Origin of the sequence: Arthrobacter sp. EpRS71 (genome assembly GCF_001512285.1) — a bacterium.
In the GTDB taxonomy this organism is placed as follows: domain Bacteria; phylum Actinomycetota; class Actinomycetes; order Actinomycetales; family Micrococcaceae; genus Arthrobacter.
Map to the genome: position 1 here is coordinate 328,719 of NZ_LNUV01000004.1, position 21,402 is coordinate 350,120.

The 21,402-nt window shown below is 61.5% G+C and carries 19 protein-coding genes, 2 tRNA genes and 1 riboswitch; of the genes, 18 read left to right on the forward strand and 3 right to left on the reverse strand.

Annotated features, from left to right (window positions below; all coding sequences use genetic code 11):
• The first annotated feature begins 367 nt into the window (after nt 1-367).
• The 12 genes from AR689_RS09005 (at nt 368) to AR689_RS09060 (ending at nt 13,600) form a co-directional block, all read left to right on the forward strand.
• Nucleotides 368-3,541, forward strand: a complete 3,174-nt coding sequence (locus AR689_RS09005) for an Rne/Rng family ribonuclease (RefSeq protein ID WP_062069288.1) — start codon at nt 368-370, stop codon at nt 3,539-3,541.
• Between the two features lie 183 nt (nt 3,542-3,724).
• Nucleotides 3,725-3,823, forward strand: a riboswitch (TPP riboswitch).
• Nucleotides 3,814-5,349 carry a bifunctional hydroxymethylpyrimidine kinase/phosphomethylpyrimidine kinase gene (gene thiD / locus AR689_RS09010; protein ID WP_062069291.1) on the forward strand — a complete coding sequence of 512 codons (1,536 nt, stop codon included), beginning with the start codon at nt 3,814-3,816 and terminating at the stop codon, nt 5,347-5,349. It overlaps the preceding riboswitch by 10 nt.
• A 398-nt stretch (nt 5,350-5,747) precedes the next feature.
• A complete protein-coding gene (gene rplU, locus AR689_RS09015; protein ID WP_024816904.1) occupies nt 5,748-6,056 on the forward strand; it encodes a 50S ribosomal protein L21 in 309 nt (102 codons plus the stop codon).
• A gap of 62 nt (nt 6,057-6,118) precedes the next feature.
• Nucleotides 6,119-6,382 carry a 50S ribosomal protein L27 gene (rpmA, locus tag AR689_RS09020; protein WP_003803426.1) on the forward strand — a complete coding sequence of 88 codons (264 nt, stop codon included), beginning with the start codon at nt 6,119-6,121 and terminating at the stop codon, nt 6,380-6,382.
• Nucleotides 6,383-6,536: 154 nt separating this feature from the next.
• Nucleotides 6,537-8,123, forward strand: a complete 1,587-nt coding sequence (obgE, locus tag AR689_RS09025) for a GTPase ObgE (RefSeq protein ID WP_062069293.1) — start codon at nt 6,537-6,539, stop codon at nt 8,121-8,123.
• Nucleotides 8,113-9,294 carry a glutamate 5-kinase gene (gene proB, locus AR689_RS09030; RefSeq protein WP_062069296.1) on the forward strand — a complete coding sequence of 394 codons (1,182 nt, stop codon included), beginning with the start codon at nt 8,113-8,115 and terminating at the stop codon, nt 9,292-9,294. The genes obgE and proB overlap by 11 nt, the downstream gene beginning before the upstream one ends.
• Entirely contained in the window at nt 9,291-10,655 is a 1,365-nt protein-coding gene (locus AR689_RS09035) for a glutamate-5-semialdehyde dehydrogenase (protein ID WP_062069298.1), read from the forward strand. Before proB ends, AR689_RS09035 begins: the two co-directional genes overlap by 4 nt.
• An 83-nt stretch (nt 10,656-10,738) precedes the next feature.
• Complete coding sequence (locus tag AR689_RS09040) at nt 10,739-10,978, forward strand: hypothetical protein (RefSeq protein ID WP_062069300.1); 240 nt, start codon at nt 10,739-10,741, stop codon at nt 10,976-10,978.
• Nucleotides 10,979-11,033: 55 nt separating this feature from the next.
• Nucleotides 11,034-11,654 carry a nicotinate-nucleotide adenylyltransferase gene (gene nadD / locus AR689_RS09045; protein ID WP_062069302.1) on the forward strand — a complete coding sequence of 207 codons (621 nt, stop codon included), beginning with the start codon at nt 11,034-11,036 and terminating at the stop codon, nt 11,652-11,654.
• A gap of 7 nt (nt 11,655-11,661) precedes the next feature.
• Nucleotides 11,662-12,909 carry a hypothetical protein gene (locus AR689_RS09050; RefSeq protein ID WP_062069304.1) on the forward strand — a complete coding sequence of 416 codons (1,248 nt, stop codon included), beginning with the start codon at nt 11,662-11,664 and terminating at the stop codon, nt 12,907-12,909.
• A 94-nt stretch (nt 12,910-13,003) separates the two neighbouring features.
• Nucleotides 13,004-13,408 carry a ribosome silencing factor gene (gene rsfS, locus AR689_RS09055; protein WP_062069306.1) on the forward strand — a complete coding sequence of 135 codons (405 nt, stop codon included), beginning with the start codon at nt 13,004-13,006 and terminating at the stop codon, nt 13,406-13,408.
• Between the two features lie 116 nt (nt 13,409-13,524).
• Nucleotides 13,525-13,600, forward strand: a tRNA-Ala gene (locus AR689_RS09060).
• Between the two features lie 81 nt (nt 13,601-13,681).
• Here the strand turns inward: AR689_RS09060 and AR689_RS09065 are convergent.
• Nucleotides 13,682-14,272, reverse strand: coding sequence for a ScbR family autoregulator-binding transcription factor (locus AR689_RS09065; protein ID WP_062069308.1), 591 nt, complete (start codon nt 14,270-14,272; stop codon nt 13,682-13,684).
• Nucleotides 14,273-14,657: 385 nt separating this feature from the next.
• On the opposite strand from AR689_RS09065, the gene AR689_RS09070 reads away from it, so the two are divergent.
• Nucleotides 14,658-14,730: transfer RNA gene (locus AR689_RS09070), tRNA-Ala, on the forward strand.
• A gap of 64 nt (nt 14,731-14,794) precedes the next feature.
• On the opposite strand, the gene AR689_RS09075 is transcribed toward AR689_RS09070, so the two are convergent.
• Entirely contained in the window at nt 14,795-15,172 is a 378-nt protein-coding gene (locus AR689_RS09075) for a cupin domain-containing protein (protein WP_062069311.1), read from the reverse strand.
• Nucleotides 15,173-15,380: 208 nt separating this feature from the next.
• On the opposite strand from AR689_RS09075, the gene AR689_RS09080 reads away from it, so the two are divergent.
• The 5 genes from AR689_RS09080 to AR689_RS09100 all read left to right on the forward strand — a co-directional run bounded on the left by AR689_RS09080 (nt 15,381) and on the right by AR689_RS09100 (nt 21,093).
• Nucleotides 15,381-16,502: a class I SAM-dependent methyltransferase gene (locus AR689_RS09080; protein WP_197412851.1), complete on the forward strand. Its 1,122-nt coding sequence runs from the start codon at nt 15,381-15,383 to the stop codon at nt 16,500-16,502.
• A 169-nt stretch (nt 16,503-16,671) separates the two neighbouring features.
• On the forward strand, nt 16,672-17,922 hold the full coding sequence (locus tag AR689_RS09085; protein ID WP_082697862.1) for an ROK family transcriptional regulator: 1,251 nt from the start codon (nt 16,672-16,674) through the stop codon (nt 17,920-17,922).
• 101 nt (nt 17,923-18,023) lie between these two features.
• Entirely contained in the window at nt 18,024-19,412 is a 1,389-nt protein-coding gene (locus AR689_RS09090) for an extracellular solute-binding protein (protein WP_062069314.1), read from the forward strand.
• Nucleotides 19,409-20,278: a carbohydrate ABC transporter permease gene (locus AR689_RS09095; protein ID WP_062069317.1), complete on the forward strand. Its 870-nt coding sequence runs from the start codon at nt 19,409-19,411 to the stop codon at nt 20,276-20,278. The genes AR689_RS09090 and AR689_RS09095 overlap by 4 nt, the downstream gene beginning before the upstream one ends.
• The gene (locus AR689_RS09100) at nt 20,275-21,093 is read left to right on the forward strand and encodes a carbohydrate ABC transporter permease (RefSeq protein WP_062069320.1); all 819 of its coding nucleotides are present in this window, start codon (nt 20,275-20,277) and stop codon (nt 21,091-21,093) included. Before AR689_RS09095 ends, AR689_RS09100 begins: the two co-directional genes overlap by 4 nt.
• A 7-nt stretch (nt 21,094-21,100) precedes the next feature.
• On the opposite strand, the gene AR689_RS09105 is transcribed toward AR689_RS09100, so the two are convergent.
• Nucleotides 21,101-21,334, reverse strand: coding sequence for a hypothetical protein (locus tag AR689_RS09105; RefSeq protein WP_062069323.1), 234 nt, complete (start codon nt 21,332-21,334; stop codon nt 21,101-21,103).
• Between the last annotated feature and the right edge of the window lie 68 nt (nt 21,335-21,402).

The window sequence follows — 21,402 nt, forward strand, 5'->3', positions numbered from 1 at the left end:
CTCCACGACACAGCGGCCTTCGCCGCGAATGTGCAGGGGTGTGAGAGAATGAACATGGCCGGACGTCGATCCACATTCGACATCCGGTCCGGTGACTTTGTTCCCAAGACCGCCAGTATGAGCTGGGCATGCCCGGATCGTGTGATCCTCGGTAGGCCCGCCATGTCAATGGACGGCACCTGGTTGTGGCAGCAGAACAACGGGTTTCAGAATAAAGCCATCGGCCTTCCAGGGCTGCCGCACCCCAATGCTGGTGCGAACCGGAAGGAATACTGCCGACTTCTGTCAACGCCTGCGGGTTTTGACAATATTTGCTCCACTGGGCGCCGGATGTGGCGGTGTCGCTGGGGCAGGAGTGTTGCCACATATGGATAATGACCAGGTTGTAGCCGTTAATGACGAGGCAGCTCCCGCGGAAACTGCGGAAGCGCCCAAGAAAACCACCAGGACCCGGCGCAAGGCTGCGCCCAAGGTGGTTGCTGACGTTGAGGCACCAGCTGCCGAGGCGTCCACCCCGGAAGTATCCGCCGAGGCCCCCAAGGCGCCGGTGCGCCGCACCCGCTCCCGCAAGAAGGCAGAACCAGCAGAGCCTTTGCCCGGGTTGGGGGACGACGCAACTGCCGAGCCCGAGCCCGCCGCGGAGGCGCCCGAAGCGTCTGCTGAGCCTGCTCCCGAAAAGCCGGTCCGCCGTCGTCGTACCACCAAGCCCAAAGCTGACGCAGTCGAAGCGCCCGCAGTTGCGGCAACTGAGGAAAGCACGACGCCGGAAAAGGCCGCCGAGCCGGAGGCCCCGGCCGCTGAGGCAGCCGGCGCTGAGGTAGCTGCCGAAGAGCCCGCGTCCGAGGAACCCGCGTCCGAAGAGACACCTGCCGAAGACGCCGCCCCTGCAGCCTCCACCTCCCTGTTCATGGAGCCGGTGTCCATCACCTCCATGATTTTCCAGGCACCTGACCTCACCACGGTTCCCCGCGTGGCCGCGGTGGAAGAGAAAGCCGAAGAGCCCGAAGAAGAAGCCGAAGCCAGTGCTGAGGGCGAGCTCGAAGACGCCGGGAGTCGTCGTCGCCGCAGGAGCCGTGGCCGCCGAGGTCGCCGCGGAACCGAACGCGACGAGAATGACGAGAATGAGGCTGAAGACGGCGCCGGGTCGGAGGACGAGGAAGCGCCGGCAGCTGAGGCTCTTGAAGAAGGCGTGACGTCGCGTCGTCGTCGCCGCCGTCGTCGTGGAGATCAGGATCTTGAACTGACCGGAGGCTCGGATGACGATCCCCCCAACACGGTCACCCGCGTTCGCGCACCCCGCCCCATCACCGAGGCAGCTCCGTCCAACCGCGTGACGGGCGTCAAGGGTTCCACCAGGTTGGAGGCCAAGAAGCAGCGGCGCCGCGAGTCCCGGGAAACCGGACGCCGCCGCCAGGTCATCACCGAGGCCGAGTTCCTTGCCCGGCGCGAGTCGGTGGACCGCCAAATGATCGTCCGCCAGCGCGACGATAGAATCCAGATCGGTGTTTTGGAAGACGGTGTGCTCGCTGAGCACTTCGTGTCCAAGACCCAGCAGGACTCCCTGATCGGCAATGTGTACTTGGGCAAGGTCCAGAACGTGCTGCCGTCCATGGAAGCTGCTTTCGTGGACATCGGACGTGGCCGCAACGCCGTCCTGTACGCCGGTGAAGTCAACTGGGACGCGGTCAACCTTGAAGGCCAGCCGCGCCGGATCGAGAACGCCCTGAAGTCCGGAGACTCTGTCCTTGTTCAGGTCACCAAGGACCCCGTGGGTCACAAGGGTGCCCGCCTCACCAGCCAGATCTCCCTGCCGGGCCGCTACTTGGTCTACGTTCCCGGTGGTTCCATGACCGGAATCTCCCGCAAGCTGCCCGACGTCGAACGCAACCGCCTCAAGCGCATCCTGAAGGACCGCTTGCCGGAAAACGCCGGTGTCATTGTCCGCACAGCTGCTGAGGGTGCGTCCGAGGAAGAACTGACGCACGACATCAACCGTCTGCGCGCACAATGGGAAGGCATTGAAGGGCAGGCCTCGTCCACTAAGGTCCTGGCTCCCGAACTCCTGTACGGAGAGCCCGATCTCACCATCAAGGTGGTTCGCGATGTCTTCAACGAGGACTTCTCCAAGCTGATCGTCTCCGGCGACGACGCCTGGGACACCATCGAGGCTTATGTCACCTACGTTGCACCGGACCTCGTGGGCCGCCTTGAAAAATGGACCAAGGACCAGGACATCTTTGCTGCGTGGCGCATCGACGAGCAGATCCACAAGGCCCTGGAACGGAAGGTCTTCCTGCCGTCCGGTGGTTCGTTGGTCATCGACCGCACTGAGGCCATGACCGTGGTGGACGTCAACACCGGCAAGTTCACCGGCAGTGGTGGAAACCTTGAAGAAACGGTCACCAAAAACAACCTCGAAGCGGCCGAAGAAGTGGTTCGCCAGCTCCGCCTGCGCGACATCGGCGGCATCATCGTCATCGACTTCATTGACATGGTCTTGGAATCCAACCGTGACCTCGTCCTGCGACGCATGGTTGAATGCCTTGGCCGCGACCGCACCAAGCACCAGGTGGCCGAAGTGACGTCCCTGGGCTTGGTCCAGATGACACGAAAGCGCATGGGCACCGGCCTTCTTGAGGTCTTCGGCGAGCAGTGCGAGCACTGTGCCGGACGCGGCGTGGTCACGCACGACGAACCCGTTGAGCACCGCCGCGCCAATGTGGTGGCTGCAGAACAGCACCGCCCACACACCGAGGTGCAGCAGCCCACTGCACGGACCGAACGCAAGCGCCGCCGCGGTAAGGGTGGGGGACAGGCCGTTGCCGAGACCCCCGCGCAGGTCCATCCGACGACGTCAGCCCCGGTTGCCCCTGCAACCCCGGCTGAACCTCAGGATCCTGCCCGTCAAGCCAAGGCCGAGGCCACCAGGGCTGCCCTGGCCACCATCGCAGCCGCAGCACACGCCGCACACCTGCACGACGACGAAGTTCACCGTGCGGAAGAGCAGGCGCGCGTTGCCGGCCAGCACCAGGCAGACAGTCCCGTATCCGGAACTGCAGTCACCGACGAAGCGGCAGCGACTGCCCGCGAAGCGGCTGTCCAAGAGGCACGGTCCACTCCAGTCCTGCGCTTCGGCGGGGAAGAAGTTGCCTTGCCCTTCGTGGAACACCACGAGGAACCGCAGGCTGCTAAACCGGCCATGAGTCTCGATCTCCTGGCGGAAGCGTTCTCGCACCTTGGCGCTGCTCCGGCTCCTGAGGAAGAAGCCGTGGCGTCTGCGCAGACCAGTGCTCCGGCACGGGCTGCAGAAGAGGACCCCGAGGCTGCTGCAGCTTCGCGGGGTCGTCGTGGCCGTCGGAACCGGAGTGCCAGCAGGGCCCAGGGCGCGGCCAACGAAACCAGCGTCGAGCACCATGAGGTGACGGCGTCGGCCGCCCGCGGCACGGCCCATGAGGCCAAGGCGCCCGTTGAGCCAGTCAAGAAGGTTTCGGCGGACGAGCCCATCATCCTTGGCGTCGGCGTCCCGGCGTCGGAGCTCTAATAAGGGACAAGCCGCTCTCATCCCCGTCAACAGCGGTTGAAAGGGCCCTGTACTCATTGCCTGTGGCGGATGAGGACAGGGCCCTTTTGTGTCCCTTCACTTCACGGCACGGGCCAGTCCAGGGTCATATCCGGGCTCTGACGTGGTCCGGTTCCCGCGCTCCTTGCTTCCCGGTTAGGCTTGGGGACTGACACGGGGTGCCGGGCGTTGGGCCAGGCTGAGATCCAGACCCGTTGAACCTGTCCGGTTAGCACCGGCGAAGGGATGTCCTCATGACTGCATCACCATACTCATCTGTGTACCCCCTGAACGCATCCGCTGGTCAGGCCACAGCACGGCCCATCCCACGGGTTTTGAGCATTGCCGGCTCAGATCCGTCAGGCGGTGCCGGAATTCAGGCGGACCTCAAGAGCATTGCAGCGCTGGGCGGGTACGGCATGGCTGCCATCACTGCTCTCACCGCGCAAAACACTGTGGGAGTCAGCGCCGTCCACGTCCCTCCAGCGCACTTCCTGCGTCAGCAACTGGAGGCCATCAGCGGTGACATCACCGTTGATGCCGTCAAGATCGGAATGCTTGGCGATGCTGCAGTCATTGAGCAGGTCAGGGCCTGGCTCGAAGAGGTGCGCCCCGCCGTCGTGGTCCTTGATCCGGTGATGGTGGCCACGAGTGGTGACCGCCTGCTCCGGGAGTCTGCAGAGAATGCCCTGCGTTCGTTGCTTCCTCTGGCTGACCTCATTACCCCCAACATTCCGGAGCTCGCCATGTTGCTGGGGGAGCCGGAGGCCGCTGACTGGGCTTCGGCGCTGGAGCAAGGCAAACGGCTCGCGGCGGAGTACGGAAACACTGTGCTGGTCAAAGGCGGCCATTTGCCGGGCCCGGAATGCCCGGATGCCTTGGTGAACACCACCGGGCTGCTGTCGCGCGACGTGGTTGAGGTGGCCGGTCCCCGCGTCGCTACGCTCAACAGCCACGGGACCGGTTGCTCCTTGTCTTCCGCCTTGGCCACGGTCCAAGCCCGCACGGGTAACTGGGAGGCTTCACTGCGGGAAGTAAAACCCTGGCTGCTGGGGGCTCTGACAACCTCAGGGGACCTTCAGGTCGGGGAGGGGAACGGACCGGTGAATCACTTCCACGGGCTCCTGCCGGCATCAGCGCCAGGCGCCTTTGCGGCGACGCTGTGGAACGCGGCCGTTCCTGAACTCGAATCCATCTACGGGCTCGCATTCATTCAACAGCTCCAATCCGGCGACCTTCCTGAACGTGATTTCAATTACTACCTCGCCCAGGATGCGATCTACCTCAACGGCTACTCCAGGGTCCTGGCACGTGCCGGCGCCCTTGCCCCCACGGAAGAAGAGCAGCTCTTCTGGGCCAAGGCATCACAGCAGTGCCTCGAGGTTGAATCGGAGTTGCACAGGAACTGGCTCAGCACCCGCGAGGCGCCCACGGGAACCGGGCCTGTCACCAAGTCCTACGTGGATCATTTGCTGGCAACGTCCGCTTCCGGCAGTTACGCCGTGGTCCTCGCCGCGATCCTGCCTTGCTACTGGTTGTACGCGGAAGTGGGTCAGCAGCTCCATGCTGCCTATGTTGATGCCGGAGCCCCCGCGGATCATTCCTACGCGGACTGGCTGAAGACCTATGCCGACGAGGACTTCGCTGCGGCAACGCGGAAAGCGATCAATCTCACTGATGCTGCGGCGATCGCGGCTTCCGGCACGGAGAGGGCGGCCATGATGGAGGCCTTCACCCAGTCCTGCCGCTACGAGACCGCGTTCTTCGATGCGCCCAGGCTGTTTGCTTGAGCTTTCCCAGGGCCTGCGTCAGCAGGTCTCCCAGGGCCCCTGGAGGTTAATTGCATGGAGACGTCCGCGCGTCGCTGGCCGAATCGCGTTAATCCTGCCTGAACCCTGTAGGCTGTATGGGCACGGTGCCGGGAGAGTCCGTTACACATGGTGACGTAAGTCACGAGGTAGCCTCCGGACCCGGCCTCATTTGCAGCTGAAGGTCAAACTAGCGTAATCTTGATCTTCGGTGCTTACGCCAACACTTGGGTTATGCCCCTTGGAATTGTTCATGGGATGACTCGCGGACTTCGATCAGAAGTCCACGGCGTTGAGGCACAGCGCGAACCAGGCCTGATTCCGGTCCAAGGTTCCGCACGCAAATTTTGTAATAAACGTCGAGAGAAGTGAGTACCCAAGTGGTGTACGCGATTGTCCGCGCAGGCGGCCGCCAAGAAAAAGTTTCCGTTGGAGACTACGTAACGCTGAACCGCGTCCCCGGTGGAGCCGGTAGCACGCTTGAGCTGCCCGCATTGCTCCTGGTTGATGGCGAGAAGGTCACCTCCGCAGCTGCGGAACTGGCCAACGTCAAGGTTACGGCTGAGATCCTCGAGGACCTCCGTGGTCCGAAGATCGTCATCCAGAAGTTCAAGAACAAGACCGGCTACCGGAAGCGTCAGGGTCACCGTCAGGAACTGACCAAGATCAAGATCACCAGCATCGCGTAACTTCCGTTACCCGCTGTTCAGGTTTTTCAGTTTCCCCAGAAATTTAGAGGCAGGCATTTCACATGGCACACAAAAAAGGCGCGAGTTCCACTCGCAACGGTCGTGACTCCAACGCTCAGTACCTGGGCGTCAAGCGTTTCGGTGGTCAGGTAGTTTCCGCTGGCGAGATCATCGTTCGCCAGCGTGGAACCCACTTCCACCCCGGCGCAGGCGTCGGTCGCGGTGGCGACGACACCCTGTTCGCACTGCAGGCCGGTGCGGTTGAGTTTGGTACTCGCCGCGGCCGTCGCGTAGTGAACATTGTTGCTGCTGCAGCTGCAGAGTAACAACAAGTTCTGAACCGGTGGAGCGGGCCAAACGGCCCGCTCCACCGTTCTTTTAACCGCATTACAATCGACTAGGGCGCTGTAGCGCACTGGTTTTTGCAACAGCGCTGGCAACAGCAACAAACGCTGTAAGACAGCAACTGAGGAGATCCACGTGGCGAGCTTTGTAGACCGGGTAGTCCTGCACGTATCCGGCGGAACCGGCGGCCACGGCTGTGTCTCTGTCAAGCGGGAAAAGTTCAAGCCGCTCGGTGGCCCTGACGGCGGCAACGGTGGCAATGGCGGCGATGTCATTCTTCGCGTGTCTGCCCAGACCACAACTTTGCTCGATTACCATCACGCTCCCCACCGCCACGCTACCAACGGCGGCCCCGGCATGGGTGACTGGCGAGGCGGCAAAAACGGTGAAACCCTGATTCTTCCTGTGCCTGATGGCACCGTGGTCAAGACCAAGGACGGCGAAGTCCTGGCTGACCTCGTTGGCGAGGGCACTGAGTACATTGCAGCCGCCGGCGGCCAGGGCGGCCTCGGCAACGCCTCCCTGTCATCGCAAAAGCGCCGGGCACCGGGATTTGCGCTGCTGGGCATCGAAGGTGAATCCAGTGACGTCGTCCTGGAACTGAAGTCCATCGCAGATATCGCCTTGGTTGGTTTCCCCTCTGCCGGTAAGTCGAGCCTGATTGCAGCCATGTCTGCTGCCCGGCCAAAGATTGCCGACTACCCCTTCACCACGCTCATTCCCAACCTTGGCGTGGTGCAGGCAGGCGAGGTCCGCTTCACCATCGCGGATGTTCCCGGCCTGATTGAAGGTGCCAGTGAAGGTAAGGGCCTGGGCCATAACTTCCTGCGGCACGTGGAGCGTTGCGCCGCGCTGGTGCACGTCCTCGATTGCGGAACCCTTGAATCGGACCGCGATCCTCTCTCCGACCTCGCCATCATTGAGGCCGAACTTGAGAAGTACGCAGTGGACATGAGCTACGCCGGCGTTGACGGCGAAGTGGTGCCCCTTAACGAGCGTCCCAAGCTGGTGGTTCTCAACAAGGTGGACCTCCCCGATGGCAAGGACATGGCCGAGTTCGTCCGCCCGGACCTCGAAGCCCGCGGATACCGCGTTTTCGAAGTATCGGCAACAAGCCACGAAGGTTTGCGCCAGCTCGGCTTTGCCATGGCTGAAATCGTCAAGGCAGCACGTGATGCCGTTCAGACTGCCCCGCCCAAGGTGGCTCCTCCGGTCCTGCGTCCGCGCGCTGTCAACGAGTCCGGCTTCAAGATCCGCCGCGAAGAGAAGAACCTCGAGCCGCTGTTCCGCGTCCTGGGCGAGAAGCCTGTGCGCTGGGTCAAGCAGACTGACTTCACCAACGAGGAAGCCATTGGTTACCTGGCCGACCGCCTTGCCAAGCTTGGTGTGGAAACTGAGCTCTTTAAGGTTGGCGCCAAGCCCGGCGACACCGTGGTCATTGGTGAGGACGACGGCGTGGTGTTCGATTGGGAGCCCACCATGATGGCCGGGGCAGAACTGCTGGCAACGCCCCGCGGTACCGACATTCGTGTTGCGGACATCGGCGACCGCCCCACACGTTCGCAGAAGCGCGATGAGCAGATCGAGCGCCGCGAAGCCAAGGCTGCTGCGAGGGCCGAGCTTGAAGCTGAGCGCAAGGCAGGTATTTGGACTGAGTCTGTCAGTGGCCGCCGCGCCCAGGCAGTGAAGGAAAGCCACCTGGATTCCGGTGATGACGACTAGGACTGTCGACGCTCCGGACACTGTTGACGGCCTGGAACGCCGGGCCCTTGCCACCGCAAAGCGGATTGTTGTCAAAGTGGGGTCTTCCTCACTGACCAGCATCAAGGGAGGCATCTCCGAAAAGTCCCTTACCGGACTGGTCAATGCCCTCGCTGAAAAGCGCAACGCAGGTACTGAAATCATTCTGGTTTCCTCCGGTGCCATCGCCGCCGGCCTTGCGCCCTTGGGCCTGGCCAAGCGGCCCAAAGACCTGGCCACGCAGCAGGCTGCAGCGAGTGTTGGGCAAGGACTGCTGATGGCGCGGTACACGCAGGCCTTCAACGCCCACGGTGTAACAGTGAGCCAGGTTCTGCTGACCGCCGATGACCTCATGCGCCGAACGCAACACACGAATGCTTTCAGGGCTCTGGACAGATTGTTGAACCTCGGCGTGGTGCCCGTAGTCAATGAGAACGACACCGTGGCCACGCATGAAATCCGCTTTGGTGACAACGATCGCCTCGCAGCCTTGGTGGCGCACTTGGTTCGCGCTGATGCGCTGGTGCTTCTCTCCGACGTCGACGCCCTGTACGACGGACCCCCTGCCCAGGGGGCCCAACGGATTCCGCTGGTCCGGGGTCCGCAGGACCTCGAGGACGTGACCATTGGCAAGGCGGGCAAAGCCGGTGTAGGAACCGGAGGCATGATGACCAAAGTGGAAGCAGCGTCCATTGCTGCCGGCTCGGGCATCCATGCACTTGTCACGTCCACGGCCAACGCCGCAGCAGCCTTGGCAGGCGAGGACGTGGGAACCTGGTTTGCCGTGAACGGCAACCGCAAACCCGTCCGCCTCCTGTGGCTGGCGCACCTGGCGACCGTGCACGGGCGGCTGATGCTCGACGACGGCGCAGTGAAAGCCGTGCGGGACAGGCATCGGTCACTTCTTCCCGCAGGCATTTCGGATATTAGTGGTGACTTTGAAGCCGGAGATCCTGTCGAGATGGTTGCCCATGACGGGACGGTGTTGGCACGTGGCTTGGTGAACTACTCTTCGGAAGAACTCCCGCGCATGTTGGGACGCACCACCCAGGAACTCGGTCAGGCCATGGGCCGTGGTTATGACCGCGAAGTTGTTCATGTTGATGATCTGGTGCTCCTGAGGGCCTCACGCTCATCTAAACTTGGAGCATGACTGAAGCGCTGACCCCCGACGCCCCTGTGATCTCCGACGTTTCCGGTACTCCCGGCCAGACGCCTGAGAACCCCGCGGCAGGCGGCGTGCCGTTGTCACCCGAAGATGTCCAGGCTGCCGTCCACGCCATCGCCGACCGCTCCCGTAAGGCCGCCCGCCGCATGGGACAAGCCAACCGAGCATGGAAGGATCGTGCGCTGCGGGCCATCGGAAGTGCCTTGTTGGAAAACCGGAAGCATGTGCTGGAAGCCAACTCCAAGGACGTGGCACTGGGCCGCGCCAACGGGACTTCAGCTGCGCTCTTGGACCGCTTGACCTTGACCCCCGCCCGAATTGACGGTTTGGTGGCTGCCCTGGAGAACCTGGCCGGGTTGCCCGACCCCGTGGGCAATGTGGTCCGGGGCCAGACACTTCCCAACGGACTTCGCTTGCGCCAGGTAAACGTCCCCATGGGTGTTGTAGCCGCAATTTATGAAGCCCGGCCCAACGTCACGGTGGACATTGCCGGCCTGGCACTGAAGAGCGGCAATGCAGTCATCCTTCGGGGAGGTTCCGCCGCAGCCAACACCAATGAGGCACTGGTTCGGATCCTTCGCGAAGCCTTGGATTCCGTAGGTCTCCCCGCAGACGCTGTACAGACAGTTGACCAGTACGGCCGCGAAGGGGCCAATGTGCTGATGCGTGCGCGTGGCCGGGTGGATGTCCTCATTCCCCGTGGCGGGCGCGATCTCATCCAGACTGTGGTGACCAATTCGGCCGTGCCGGTTATTGAAACCGGCGAAGGCAACGTCCACATCTTCATTGACGAGTCCGCGAACGAAGACATGGCCGTTGAGATCCTCCTCAACGCGAAGACGCAGCGTCCCAGCGTCTGCAACACCGTGGAAACCCTGCTGGTGCATTCACGTTCCACGGTGCTGCCCGCCGTTGCCAAAGCGCTGCGTTCCGCTGGCGTCACCCTTCACGTGGACGAGCGGATTGCTGCTGCCTTGGGCAGGGACATTGAGACCGTTCCCGCTGACGATGACGACTGGGCCACCGAGTACATGGACCTCGATCTCGCCGTAGCCATGGTGGACAGCCTGGACGAAGCCGTCAACCACATCCGTAGCTGGACCACCGGCCACACGGAAGCCATCCTCACGAACAACTTGGCCAACGCCGAGAAGTTCATAGCGGACATAGATTCAGCGGCTGTGATCGTCAATGCCTCCACCCGCTTCACTGACGGCGGCGAGCTTGGCCTCGGAGCCGAAGTGGGCATTTCCACCCAAAAGTTGCACGCCCGGGGTCCCATGGGCCTCACGGAGTTGACCACCACCAAGTGGATCGTGCAGGGCGAGGGCCAGATCCGCGCCTAGCAACGCGGTAACATAGAACAGAAGTCCGGAACGGTGGGGAGTCCCGCCGTCGAAAATCCTTTGAGAACCAACTAGGGGAGAAGATGCTGTTTCAGCAGATCACCACGTCCATTGCCGCCCAAACTGTAGGCGGCCACGAGGAACTCGCCCCACTGTGGGCCGAGCCGTGGGTCTTCGGCGTCGTGATGTTCGCCCTGATGATGGTTCTCTTGTTCGTCACCCTTTCCTACACCAACCTTGGCAACCGCCATGAGGCTGTGGAAGAGCACGCCGATCCGCACCGCCAGCACCCGAACAAGCACACCCACGGCCAAGGCCACTAACATTATCGCCGCAACACCGCGTGGGGAGGCGGGGCGCAGGCTCCGGCTGGGCGTGATGGGTGGAACGTTTGATCCCATTCATCATGGCCACCTTGTTGCTGCCAGTGAAGTGGCAGCAAAGTTCGGCCTGGACGAAGTGGTCTTCGTTCCCACAGGCCAGCCATGGCAAAAGTCGCACAAGCTTGTCAGCAGGCCTGAGCACCGCTACCTCATGACGGTCATCGCCACAGCTTCCAACCCCAGGTTTACAGTAAGCCGGGTGGATGTTGATCGTCCGGGTCCCACCTTTACTATTGACACCCTGCGCGACCTCCGTGCAGAGCGGCCTGACGCCGACCTTTTCTTCATCACAGGCGCAGACGCTTTGGCTCAGATCCTTTCGTGGAAAGACGTTGACGAGTTGTGGTCCTTGGCCCACTTCGTTGGCGTTACCCGACCCGGGCATGAATTGCACGACATGGGCAGGGATGACGTGAGCCTGTTGGAAGTTCCTGCCATGGCGATCTCCTCCACGGATTGCAGGACCCGCGTGGGCGCGGGAAATCCGGTCTGGTACCTCGTGCCTGACGGAGTGGTGCAGTACATCGCAAAGTATGGACTGTATGCGGCGCCCGGCAATGCAGCGGATCTGACACCCGCACTGTCCGGATCAGACGACCAAGCACGTACTGAATGAGTTTTGAATGAGCAGCCAGGACCAGCGACCCATCCGCAGCAGGCGTGAGCTTCGGCGTGCCCGGGAAGAGCACCCCGAGGCACAGCCCGTGGACTCTCCCGCGGCTGCGGAAGCAGAGAACCCTCCTCACAGCGAGCGTCCCAACGGCCGCAATCGCCGTGCGGCCGATACTCCGGTGGACGCAGTGGGACCGGCAGCTCAGGAACGGTCCTCCCAAATCCGCGCCCGCGATCGTGCAGCTCTGCGCACCATCAAGGAACTCGCCGATAAAGAGGAACAGCTCTCCGGCGGGGGACCACCCACACGTCGCCAGCTGCGCCTCCAGCAACTTCAGGCTGAAGTCGCTACCTCCATGAATCCCATTGTTCCTGGGCCCACCCCTGCACAGGACGCGCCTTCAGAGGAAGCCCCTGCACAGGACGCGTCCGTAAAGGACGCAGCACAGCCTGAGAATGCTCACAAGATTTCCACGTCTGCGCCCGCCAAAAAGACTTCCAAGGATCATGCGGGTAGCCTCAGCGCCCCCGCGGAGTCCGAAATGTCCGTGGAGCAGGCTCTTGCAGTTCGGCAATTGATCGCCGCCCAGGTGGAGAATCAGACGGCCAAGCTGGAACATATCGCTGAGCAGGATCCTTTGGCTGTGGATCCTGAAGTTCTTGCTCAGCAGATTGCCCTTGCGGAGCGTGCTGCGGTCCTGAACAAGCGTGCTGCCGCCAAGCAGAGGCTTGCCGAGAAGACGCAGGCAGATTCTGCAAAGGGCACGTCGGATGCCGGTAAGAACGCCCCGGTTTCCGACGCGAACGGGAAGTCGCCGGCGGCGGATGCCGGTCCTTCCACAGCCAATAACCTCGCGATGGTGACTCCGTTGGAGTTCGTCAAGATGCCGGGTATTGACCGTCCTGTCATGAAGCGTCCCAGCACGACGTTTGTCCCGCTGATCACCTCAGCCGGGCCTCAGGTGGACGCCGGTCAAGCTCAGGCGAAAAAGTCGGGGTCACGTGGCAGGGCCGGCGTTCTTGCCCGTGCAGAAGCGGTAGCGAAGTCGGCCCGGAAACGTCCTGAACCGGTGGGGGAGGCGTCCGAAGAATCGCAGCGCCCACCTGTTTCGGCCAGCGCCGCGTATGGCCTTGACCCTTTGGATGCCAACACTGCGGGCCTGGCCCGCGCGCAACGCAACAGGTTGCTGCAGTTCGGCGTCCTGGCGTTGGGCATCGTTGCCCTCGTTGTCGGCATCATGATGATCACCAGCGGCTAATTTCGCTGAACCCCGAATTGCGTTGCAAAAAATGGCTCACGCCAAACATAGGCCCAGCCAAACATAGGCCACTGGCCACAACAAGGAGTACCCCGTGTCTGCACATGAACAATCCATCACCCTCGCCCGTCACGCCGCGCGTGCCGCGGCAGAGAAGCTTGCCGAGGACATTGTCGCCCTGGACGTCAGCGAACGTTTGGCGCTCACTGACGTCTTCCTGATCGCATCGGCTCCCACCGAGCGCCAGGTCAACGCCATTGTTGACGGTATTGAAGAAGAACTGCTGAAGCAGGACCTTCGTCCTGTACGCCGTGAGGGCCGCTCGGAAGGCCGCTGGGTTCTTCTGGACTATGCGGACATCGTGATCCATGTCCAGCACTCGGAGGATCGCGTGTTCTACGCCCTGGAGCGGCTCTGGAAGGATTGCCCTGTAGTGGATCTCGAACTGGGCGATGACGCTTCTGCCAAGGCTGTTTCCGTGGAGGATTCCGAGCACTAGGAACAGCAGCCAGCAGAAGTATGTCCGATTTGGAATTTTCGGAAATGCTGTTCTAAGATATTTGAGTTGCTTCGGCGCGGATAGCTGAAAAGCTGAGCGTGAAGCAGCAAGAATATGGGGCTGTGGCGCAGCTGGTAGCGCACCTGCATGGCATGCAGGGGGTCAGGGGTTCGAGTCCCCTCAGCTCCACCAACAGGGTCCTGTCTTCTTCATGAATTGCATGGAGAGGACAGGGCCTTTTTCGTGCCGGATAATCTCTCGGGGGGATTCCGCCTAGCTGCCTGGCATGGGGCGCAAAGCAGGCAGCATGAACTCCCACATCTGTTCGATCCTTAGCAGGACGTCTTCACGGGATGTGAGGACTTCGGAAACCATCTGAACTCCGGTGAAGGAGGAAACGAGGTACCGGGCAAATGCTGCGGCATCCAGATCGGCACGAACGAAGCCATCCGTGGCTGCCTGCCGCAGTAGCTGCTCTGCAGTATGGATCCAGTCCTGGTAGGGGCCTGAGACGTCAGCGTCGAAGGCGGAGGCTTCAAAAGTGAGCCGTATACCTCCTTGGACTACCGGTTCGTCCAGGAGCTGGTGACCGAACATCCTGCACAGGCCTATGAGCTTGTCCAGGGCGGGAGCATCTGAGGCTGCGATGTCAGATCCCGCTGCCACGACGATTGCGTGCTGCTGCTCTATGACAGCCAACGCAAGCTCCCGTTTTGAGCTGAAGTGGAAGTAGAGCGCCCCCTTCGTCACGCCTGCACGTTTGGTGATGTCGGTCAGGCTGGCATTACCGTAGCCGATTTCTGCGAATACCCGGGCGGCTCCTTCGATGACGGAAAGCCGGGTGTCTTTCGCACGTTGTTGCATCGGTAGTGGGTGGCCTCTCAGGTGGGTCAGGAGACGGACGGGCGGGCCGCCGTCGAGACTCCACAACGCTATCATCGGTGGGCTGGGTGGGTGCAGCGTGTTAAACCGACTGAACGGTTTGGTTTTGATCCTGAGTAATTCTAGACTTTAGGGAGAGTCGCGGTCCGATATTGGCGGCTCTGGCGCAGCTGGTTTGGGGGGAGGTGCGGTGGAGTAATCCGTCGCACCCCGGCTGCGGCCGTTGTCGCCAGGGCGGCCGCGTGGAGTGATGCAGCTCACGTTCCGACGATTTCGCTTCTCACATGATTGTGGTTAGTATTGACGAGTTGCTTCGACGGGAAGAGAAATCGAACCGCGTGAAGGCAATGGATTTCCAGTAACATTCGGGGCTGTGGCGCAGCTGGTAGCGCACCTGCATGGCATGCAGGGGGTCAGGGGTTCGAGTCCCCTCAGCTCCACTTCAGTTGAAAGACCCCGCTCATTGAGCGGGGTCTTTTTCATGTCGTTCTTGAGGAACCGGGGCTACTCGGTGGGCCGCGCGAATTCGGCGCCGCTGACAAACTCGACGCCTTGGAACGGTTGGTCGCCCACCACGCGGGCGTTGTGACCCGGCGGAATGCTGTAAGAATCACCGGCTGAAATGTTGATCTTGCCGCCGTCGTTGGTTTCTACTTCCAGGTTTCCGGAAACGCAGAATCCGACGTGGCTCAACTCGCAGGAGTCGGTGCCAACTACAGGTTTGATGCAGCCGGCCCAGGTCCAGCCTGGTTCGAAGGTCATTCGGCCGATTGTGTATTCTCCCACCGTCACGAGGTCCAGCACCGTTTTATCGGGGCGTCTCGTTTCATCGGGAGAGTTGTGGGACTTTACTTCAAGGTTCGTGACAACATTGACACTCATGGCTTCTCACAGGGGGAGGGGAGCCTAAAACAGGTGGATCCCGGTGCCTGGCTCCAAGGGTCGCCGTGAAATATGCCTGCCCCCCGTGGGGGCAGTCGTCCACCAAGGGCATGACAGGTGTTTGTGTCTTGCAAGCACTAGGTTCCTCCCAAGCCAGCCTAAAGTCGAGACAGTTAAGCATGAAAGCGAGAACCGCACCGTGAAGGCAATGGATGGTGAAGCGCTGTTGAAGGGGTTGAGCAGGCTTCCTGACATCGAGGCTGACAATCTGCAGGCCTTTGATGCCACAGACAGTCTTCTGCTGGAGACCGCTGCTGATTTCTTGGGCCCTGATTCCAAGGTGGTAGTCCTTGGAGACCGGTACGGCGCCCTGACCTTGGGCGCCTTGGCTGGGCTCGGCGTCGGGCATGTACGCGTCAACCAGGACCTTTTCACGGGAAGGCTTGCGCTGAACCGCAATGCTGTAGCAGCCGGTTTGGAAGGCCGCTTCACCGAGCACGAACTGGACCGGGACTTGCTGCACGATGCCAGCGTGGTGCTTTTGCAGTTGCCTAAGTCGCTGGCTGAGCTGGAGGAAATCGCCGACGCCGTTGCCAGCTTTGCGGCCCCGCATACGGTCCTGCTCGCCGGTGGCCGCGTCAAGCACATGTCCTTGGGCATGAATGCGGTCTTGGAACGGTACTTCTCATCTGTTCAACCGCAACTTGCCCGGCGTAAGTCCCGGGTCCTGGTGGCACGGGATCCCAAAGCAACCGCGGGTGTGCGCCCCTTTCCGGTGGCGGAGGCCCTGCCGGAACTGGGGATTACAGTGTGTGCGCATGGCGCTGCTTTTTCCGGCGCCCGCCTGGACATCGGTACCCGGTATTTACTGACGTTCATGGACCGCATGCCTGCCGCCCGGAAAGCTGTGGATCTGGGGTGCGGAACCGGCATTCTCGCCACGATGTACGCACTCCGCCACCCGGACGCCCGAGTGCTCGCCACCGACCAATCCGCGGCGGCAGTTGCTTCTGCCAAGGCCACGGCAGTGGCAAACGGGCTGGGTGAGCGATTGGTAGTGGTCCACGATGACGCCATGTCCACCCTGGAATCCGGCAGCGTCGACCTCATCCTGCTGAACCCGCCGTTCCACCTGGGCGCCAGCGTTCACGCCGGCGCTGCCCTGAAGATGTTTCAGGCTGCCGCCCGGGTTTTGGCCCCCGGTGGAGAGCTGTGGACTGTCTACAACAGCCACTTGCAGTACCGGGCCGCCCTGGAACGGGACATCGGGCCGACGGTGGAGGAAGGCCGCAATCCGAAATTTACAGTAACCCGCAGCCGGAAGTCCTGATTCCCGCCAACAGGAGCCCGCACATGGCCGTCCCCTGCAATTCAGTGGCATCGTTACCAACCCCTGATGCCGGTGTCAGCGTGTGCTCATATCCGTAACGGCAGCGGTATCGTACGATTCAAACAACGACCAACTTCGACGAACTTCATCCCAATGACGAGGGGCATCAGTGACTGAGATCCGGCAGCCGACACCGAGGCGCGGAACCAACCTTCCCCGCATGGGGGACTTCAATTTGACTGTCATTCTGGAGGCGATCCGCCGCTCATCCGGTGGACTCAGTCGCGTGGAGTTGGCTCAGATCGTGGGACTTTCCCCGCAGACGATTTCCAATATTTCCAGGCGTCTCCTGGACCAGGAGTTGATCGTGGAGGCCGGCAAGGAGGGTTCAGGGCCCGGCAAGCCCAGGACTATCCTGCGGCTGAACCCGGCAGGCATGTACGCTGTGGGCGTTCATCTGGACCCCGCTGTTATCACTTTTGTGGTTCTGGACTTGCTGGGTGACGTCGTCAAACATTCCCGAATGGCTACGCCCGGCGGTGACCCGGCCGGCGTCATCACCAGCATCGCTCAACAGATCAATGTCCTCATCGAGGAATCAGGCATCGATGCCTCCAAGATCTCCGGACTGGGCGTTGCCGTCCCTGGCCCGATTGACCTCGACGAAGGCTCTGTGGTGGAGCCGCCGCTCCTGACACGCTGGAACCGTGTGCGCATCCGCGAGGCTTTGGCCGAGGCCACTGGTATGGAAACGCTGGTGGACAAGGACGTCACGAGCGCCGCAGTGGCGGAAACGTGGGCTGGCGGTGCCAGCGGTGCCGGCAGCTTCGTGTTCATGTACATGGGAACCGGCATCGGTTGTGGCATTGTCCTCAATGACGAAGTAGTGCGCGGGACGTCGGGTAACGCCGGCGAAATCGGCCACATTGTGGTGGACCCTAACGGTCCGCAGTGTGATTGTGGATTGCGTGGCTGCGTGAAGTCTTCCTGTATCCCGCAGGTACTGGTGGCCGAGGCCGAGGCCGCCGGGGTGCTCGAAGGGCACCGGGCCGGGGCGGACGGCCCCGAAGTCCAGGAAAGGTATGCCCAGCTGTGTGACGCAGCAGATGCTGGTGACGCCAAGGCCATTGCCATCCTGGACAAGTCCGCCACCTTGGTGGCGCGTGCTGTTTCCATAGTGACCAACACCCTGGACGTGGAGCGCGTCGTCTTTGGGGGGCCGTTCTGGGGTCGCATGTCACCGTACTTCATGGATCGCGTTCCTCAACTGTTGGACAAAAACAACGCCGCCCGGATGATCCACGATCTTGAAGTTGTGGGTTCCGGTGTAGGTGAAGACGTTGGAGCCATTGGGGCCGCGTGCTTGGTTTTGGAGCACATGCTGGCACCTAGGGCGCAAAGGCTGCTGCTGGAAGGCTAGATCGAAGCAGGACAACTAAATATCCAGAAGGCTCGGCCACGTTTCAGGCGTGTCGCGGTGAATCATGGGGGCTGAAGCCACGTTCGACTGAATGGAGCACCATGCGCCGCCCTGTGATTAAAGTGCCAGTGATGCACATGCCGGTGAAGTTTGCCGTCACGCTCGTTTCGGTCGCTGCCGTCCTTGCGGCAGCGACCTCCTGTTCGCCGACGCCTGAGGCCGCGGAGAGCAAGAGCCTTAAAATCGTGTATCAGAAGACCGATTCGTTCACGGCTTTGGACGCGGTCATGCAGGACGCCAAGAAGGAGTTCGAGGCGTCCAACACCGGCGTGACAGTGGACCTTCAACCCATCCAGGCCAACGACGACGACTACGGGACCAAGCTGGCGCTGGCTCAGAGGTCAGGTGACACGGCACCGGACGTCTTCTATGAGGACAGCTTCAAGGTTCGTTCCGACGTCGACGCCGGTTATCTGCTCAAATTGGACGGTTACCTCGAGAAATGGGATGACTGGGCGGCGTTCAACGAAGCGGCCAAGGAAGCCGGCCGGGCGGACGACGGCGGAATTTACGCGGTACCGCTGGGCACCGATACCCGGGCCATCTGGTACAACAAGACCGTCCTGCAGAAAGCTGGAATTCCTGTCCCGTGGCAGCCGAAATCCTGGGACGAGATCCTCACGGCTGCCCGCGCCATGAAGGCCTCGAATCCCGACGTCATCCCCTTCACCATGTATGCCGGTAAGGGGACCGGCGAGGGCACAGCCATGCAGAGCTTTTATGAATTGCTTTACGGCACCGACAGCAGCTTGTATGACGTGGACGCAAAGAAGTGGGTGGTGGGTTCCCAGGGGTTCACCGACTCTTTGTCGTTCCTGAAAACCCTTTATGACGAGAAGCTGGCCGTGAGCCCGGCCGAAGCCTTGGACGCCAACGTCTGGAAGAAGGTTTTTGGCGAGTGGTTCCCGCAAGGCAAACTTGGGGCAACCGTGGAGGGTTCCTACACGCCGTCGTTCTGGCAGAAAGGCGGCGCTTACGAGTGGGCCGGCTATGAGCAGGAGATGGGCGTTGCGATGTTCCCCACGCAGAGGGGACAGGATCCCGGCGGTGTGAGCATGTCCGGCGGTTGGACCTTGGCTGTGGGGGCGAAGAGCAAGAACCCTGAGCTGGCTTTCCAGTTCCTCACTACTGCACTGAACAAAAAGAATGCGTTGGCCTACGACATCAACAATTCCCAGATCGCCGTACGGACGGATGTGGCCTCGGAGCCTGAGTACTTGGCGGCCAACCCGTTCGTGAAGGACGTTTCAGACTTGGTGAAGGTGACGCACTACCGCCCCGCGACGGCCGATTACCCCAGAATTTCCACGGCCGTGCAGGTAGCTACGGAGTCTGTCATCACCGGTAAGCAAAGTCCCGAGGACGCAGCGGCTGAATACGATGCCACCGTTCGGAAGCTGGTAGGTGAGGACAAGGTCCTGGAGAAATGAGAATTCGCCGCTTCCTGCGGCTGCTCCCGGTAGTTCCATCCGTCCTATTGCTGCTGGTGTTCCTCCTGGCTCCTGTGGCGTGGTCCTTTTACGCGTCGTTCACGGACGCCGCGTTGTCGGGGAAGGCGGCCAGGGATCCGCAGTGGGTGGGCGCGGACAATTATGTCCGGATGTTCAGCGATGATTCCTTTCCTTTGGCCGCGTGGCTCACGGTGGTGTTCGTCGCTGCGTCCGCCGTCCTGGGCCAGAATGTGCTGGGCTTGCTCATTGCCCTGCTGATGACGCGTTCGCGCCGGGTGGTGGCATCGTGGGTAGGGACCGCGGTGGTGGCGGCCTGGGTGCTGCCGGAGATCGTGGCGGCATTTGCCGCCTACGCCTATTTCAACCGGGACGGGACGCTCAATCAGGTACTGGGATCAATGGGTAGCGAGGGGCCGGATTGGTTGTACTCCTTCCCTTTGGTGGCAATCATCCTGGCGAACACGTGGCGCGGAACCGCGTTCTCCATGTTGGTCTACAGGGCGGCGCTGGCTGATGTTCCCCGGGATGTTACAGAGGCGGCACTCATGGATGGGGCGCGCGGTTGGCAAAGGCTGGCCTTCATCACGATTCCGCTGATCCGAAGCAGCATAGCCACCAACCTGATGCTGATTACTCTTCAGACGCTGGCAGTGTTCACCCTGATCTGGGTGATGACGGCGGGCGGTCCCGCTAACGCCAGCACCACGTTGCCCGTGCTGGCGTATCAGGAGGCCTTCAAGTTCGGTGACATTGGCTATGGCACCGCGGTGGCGTCGGTACTGATCCTGCTGGGAATGATTTTCGGTGCTGTGTACGTCCGGCTGTTACGGGAGCAAAAGACATGACTGCCAGGGCGAAGCTGGGTGCGGACATTGCCTTGGCCGTGATCGGGGTGTGTTTTGTTGCGCCGCTGCTGTGGTTGCTGTTGGCCTCCGTCGATCCCCAGGCCGGTTACCAGACCAAAGTTCCGGTGGCGCCGTCCATTGAGAACTTCAGTGCAGTGATGACGCCTGAGTTGTTGTTCCAGCCCGTGGCCAACAGTTTCCTCTTATCGGCGGGCACTGCCGTGGTCAATGTGCTTGCTGCCGTGCTCGCCGCGTACCCGTTGTCCAGGTATCAGTCCCGGTTCAACAAGCCCTTCATGTATACGGTCCTTTTTGGGACATCGTTGCCCGTGACGGCCATCATGGTGCCTGTCTATGGCTTGTTTGTTCAGCTGCAGTTTTTGGATTCCATGGTGGCAACAATCTTCTTCATGGCCACAACCACTTTGCCGATGGCGATTTGGATGACCAAGAATTTCATGGATTCAGTCCCTCTGGAGTTGGAGGAAGCGGCCTGGGTGGACGGGGCATCGACGGTGGCGACGCTCCGGAGCATCGTCTTACCGCTGATGAGGCAGGGGCTGGGAGTGGTGTTCATCTTCGTCTTCATCCAGGCATGGGGGAACTTCTTCGTCCCTTTCATCCTGTTGCTGTCCACCGGCAAGCAGCCGGCCGCGGTGTCCATCTTCAGCTTCTTCGGCCAGCACGGCGCGATTGCCTACGGTCAACTGGCCGCGTTCTCCATTCTGTATTCGGTCCCCGTCTTGGTCCTTTATGCACTGGTATCCCGCGGCATGGGAAATTCATTCGCCCTCTCCGGCGCCATGAAGGGCTAGCTGTGCGTCAGTCGATGTCCTCGATGATCTCGCCGTAGGGTACGGTCTCGTCCAGGTGGGCCTGGTGTCCGGTAGGGCCCCTGTTGAAAGTGATGCGTACGCCGTGCCGTTGGTCTGCTGCAGACTGGAGCAGGACCGGCCGTACGGCGTCGATGACGTGCTGGTCTTGGGAGGCTAGGTACTTCTGATAGGCGGCTGGTAGCTCATGCATGGCAAAAGGATAGACCTCTGAAGTCCACATGGGGAGGGGTACCCATTGCGGTGCCTCATCAAGCAAGGCTTGGATAGAGTGGCCGTTTCACATCAATG

Excerpts from the sequence above, each read along its gene's own strand:
- AR689_RS09005 (WP_062069288.1), top strand. The coding sequence starts at position 368 with ATGGATAATGACCAGGTTGTAGCCGTTAATGACGAGGCAGCTCCCGCG.
- thiD (WP_062069291.1), top strand. The coding sequence starts at position 3,814 with ATGACTGCATCACCATACTCATCTGTGTACCCCCTGAACGCATCCGCT.
- rpmA (WP_003803426.1), top strand. The coding sequence starts at position 6,119 with ATGGCACACAAAAAAGGCGCGAGTTCCACTCGCAACGGTCGTGACTCC.
- proB (WP_062069296.1), top strand. The coding sequence starts at position 8,113 with ATGACGACTAGGACTGTCGACGCTCCGGACACTGTTGACGGCCTGGAA.
- AR689_RS09035 (WP_062069298.1), top strand. The coding sequence starts at position 9,291 with ATGACTGAAGCGCTGACCCCCGACGCCCCTGTGATCTCCGACGTTTCC.
- AR689_RS09040 (WP_062069300.1), top strand. The coding sequence starts at position 10,739 with ATGCTGTTTCAGCAGATCACCACGTCCATTGCCGCCCAAACTGTAGGC.
- nadD (WP_062069302.1), top strand. The coding sequence starts at position 11,034 with ATGGGTGGAACGTTTGATCCCATTCATCATGGCCACCTTGTTGCTGCC.
- AR689_RS09050 (WP_062069304.1), top strand. The coding sequence starts at position 11,662 with ATGAGCAGCCAGGACCAGCGACCCATCCGCAGCAGGCGTGAGCTTCGG.
- AR689_RS09065 (WP_062069308.1), bottom strand. The coding sequence starts at position 14,272 with ATGCAACAACGTGCGAAAGACACCCGGCTTTCCGTCATCGAAGGAGCC.
- AR689_RS09075 (WP_062069311.1), bottom strand. The coding sequence starts at position 15,172 with ATGAGTGTCAATGTTGTCACGAACCTTGAAGTAAAGTCCCACAACTCT.
- AR689_RS09080 (WP_197412851.1), top strand. The coding sequence starts at position 15,381 with ATGGATGGTGAAGCGCTGTTGAAGGGGTTGAGCAGGCTTCCTGACATC.
- AR689_RS09090 (WP_062069314.1), top strand. The coding sequence starts at position 18,024 with ATGCGCCGCCCTGTGATTAAAGTGCCAGTGATGCACATGCCGGTGAAG.
- AR689_RS09095 (WP_062069317.1), top strand. The coding sequence starts at position 19,409 with ATGAGAATTCGCCGCTTCCTGCGGCTGCTCCCGGTAGTTCCATCCGTC.
- AR689_RS09100 (WP_062069320.1), top strand. The coding sequence starts at position 20,275 with ATGACTGCCAGGGCGAAGCTGGGTGCGGACATTGCCTTGGCCGTGATC.
- AR689_RS09105 (WP_062069323.1), bottom strand. The coding sequence starts at position 21,334 with ATGTGGACTTCAGAGGTCTATCCTTTTGCCATGCATGAGCTACCAGCC.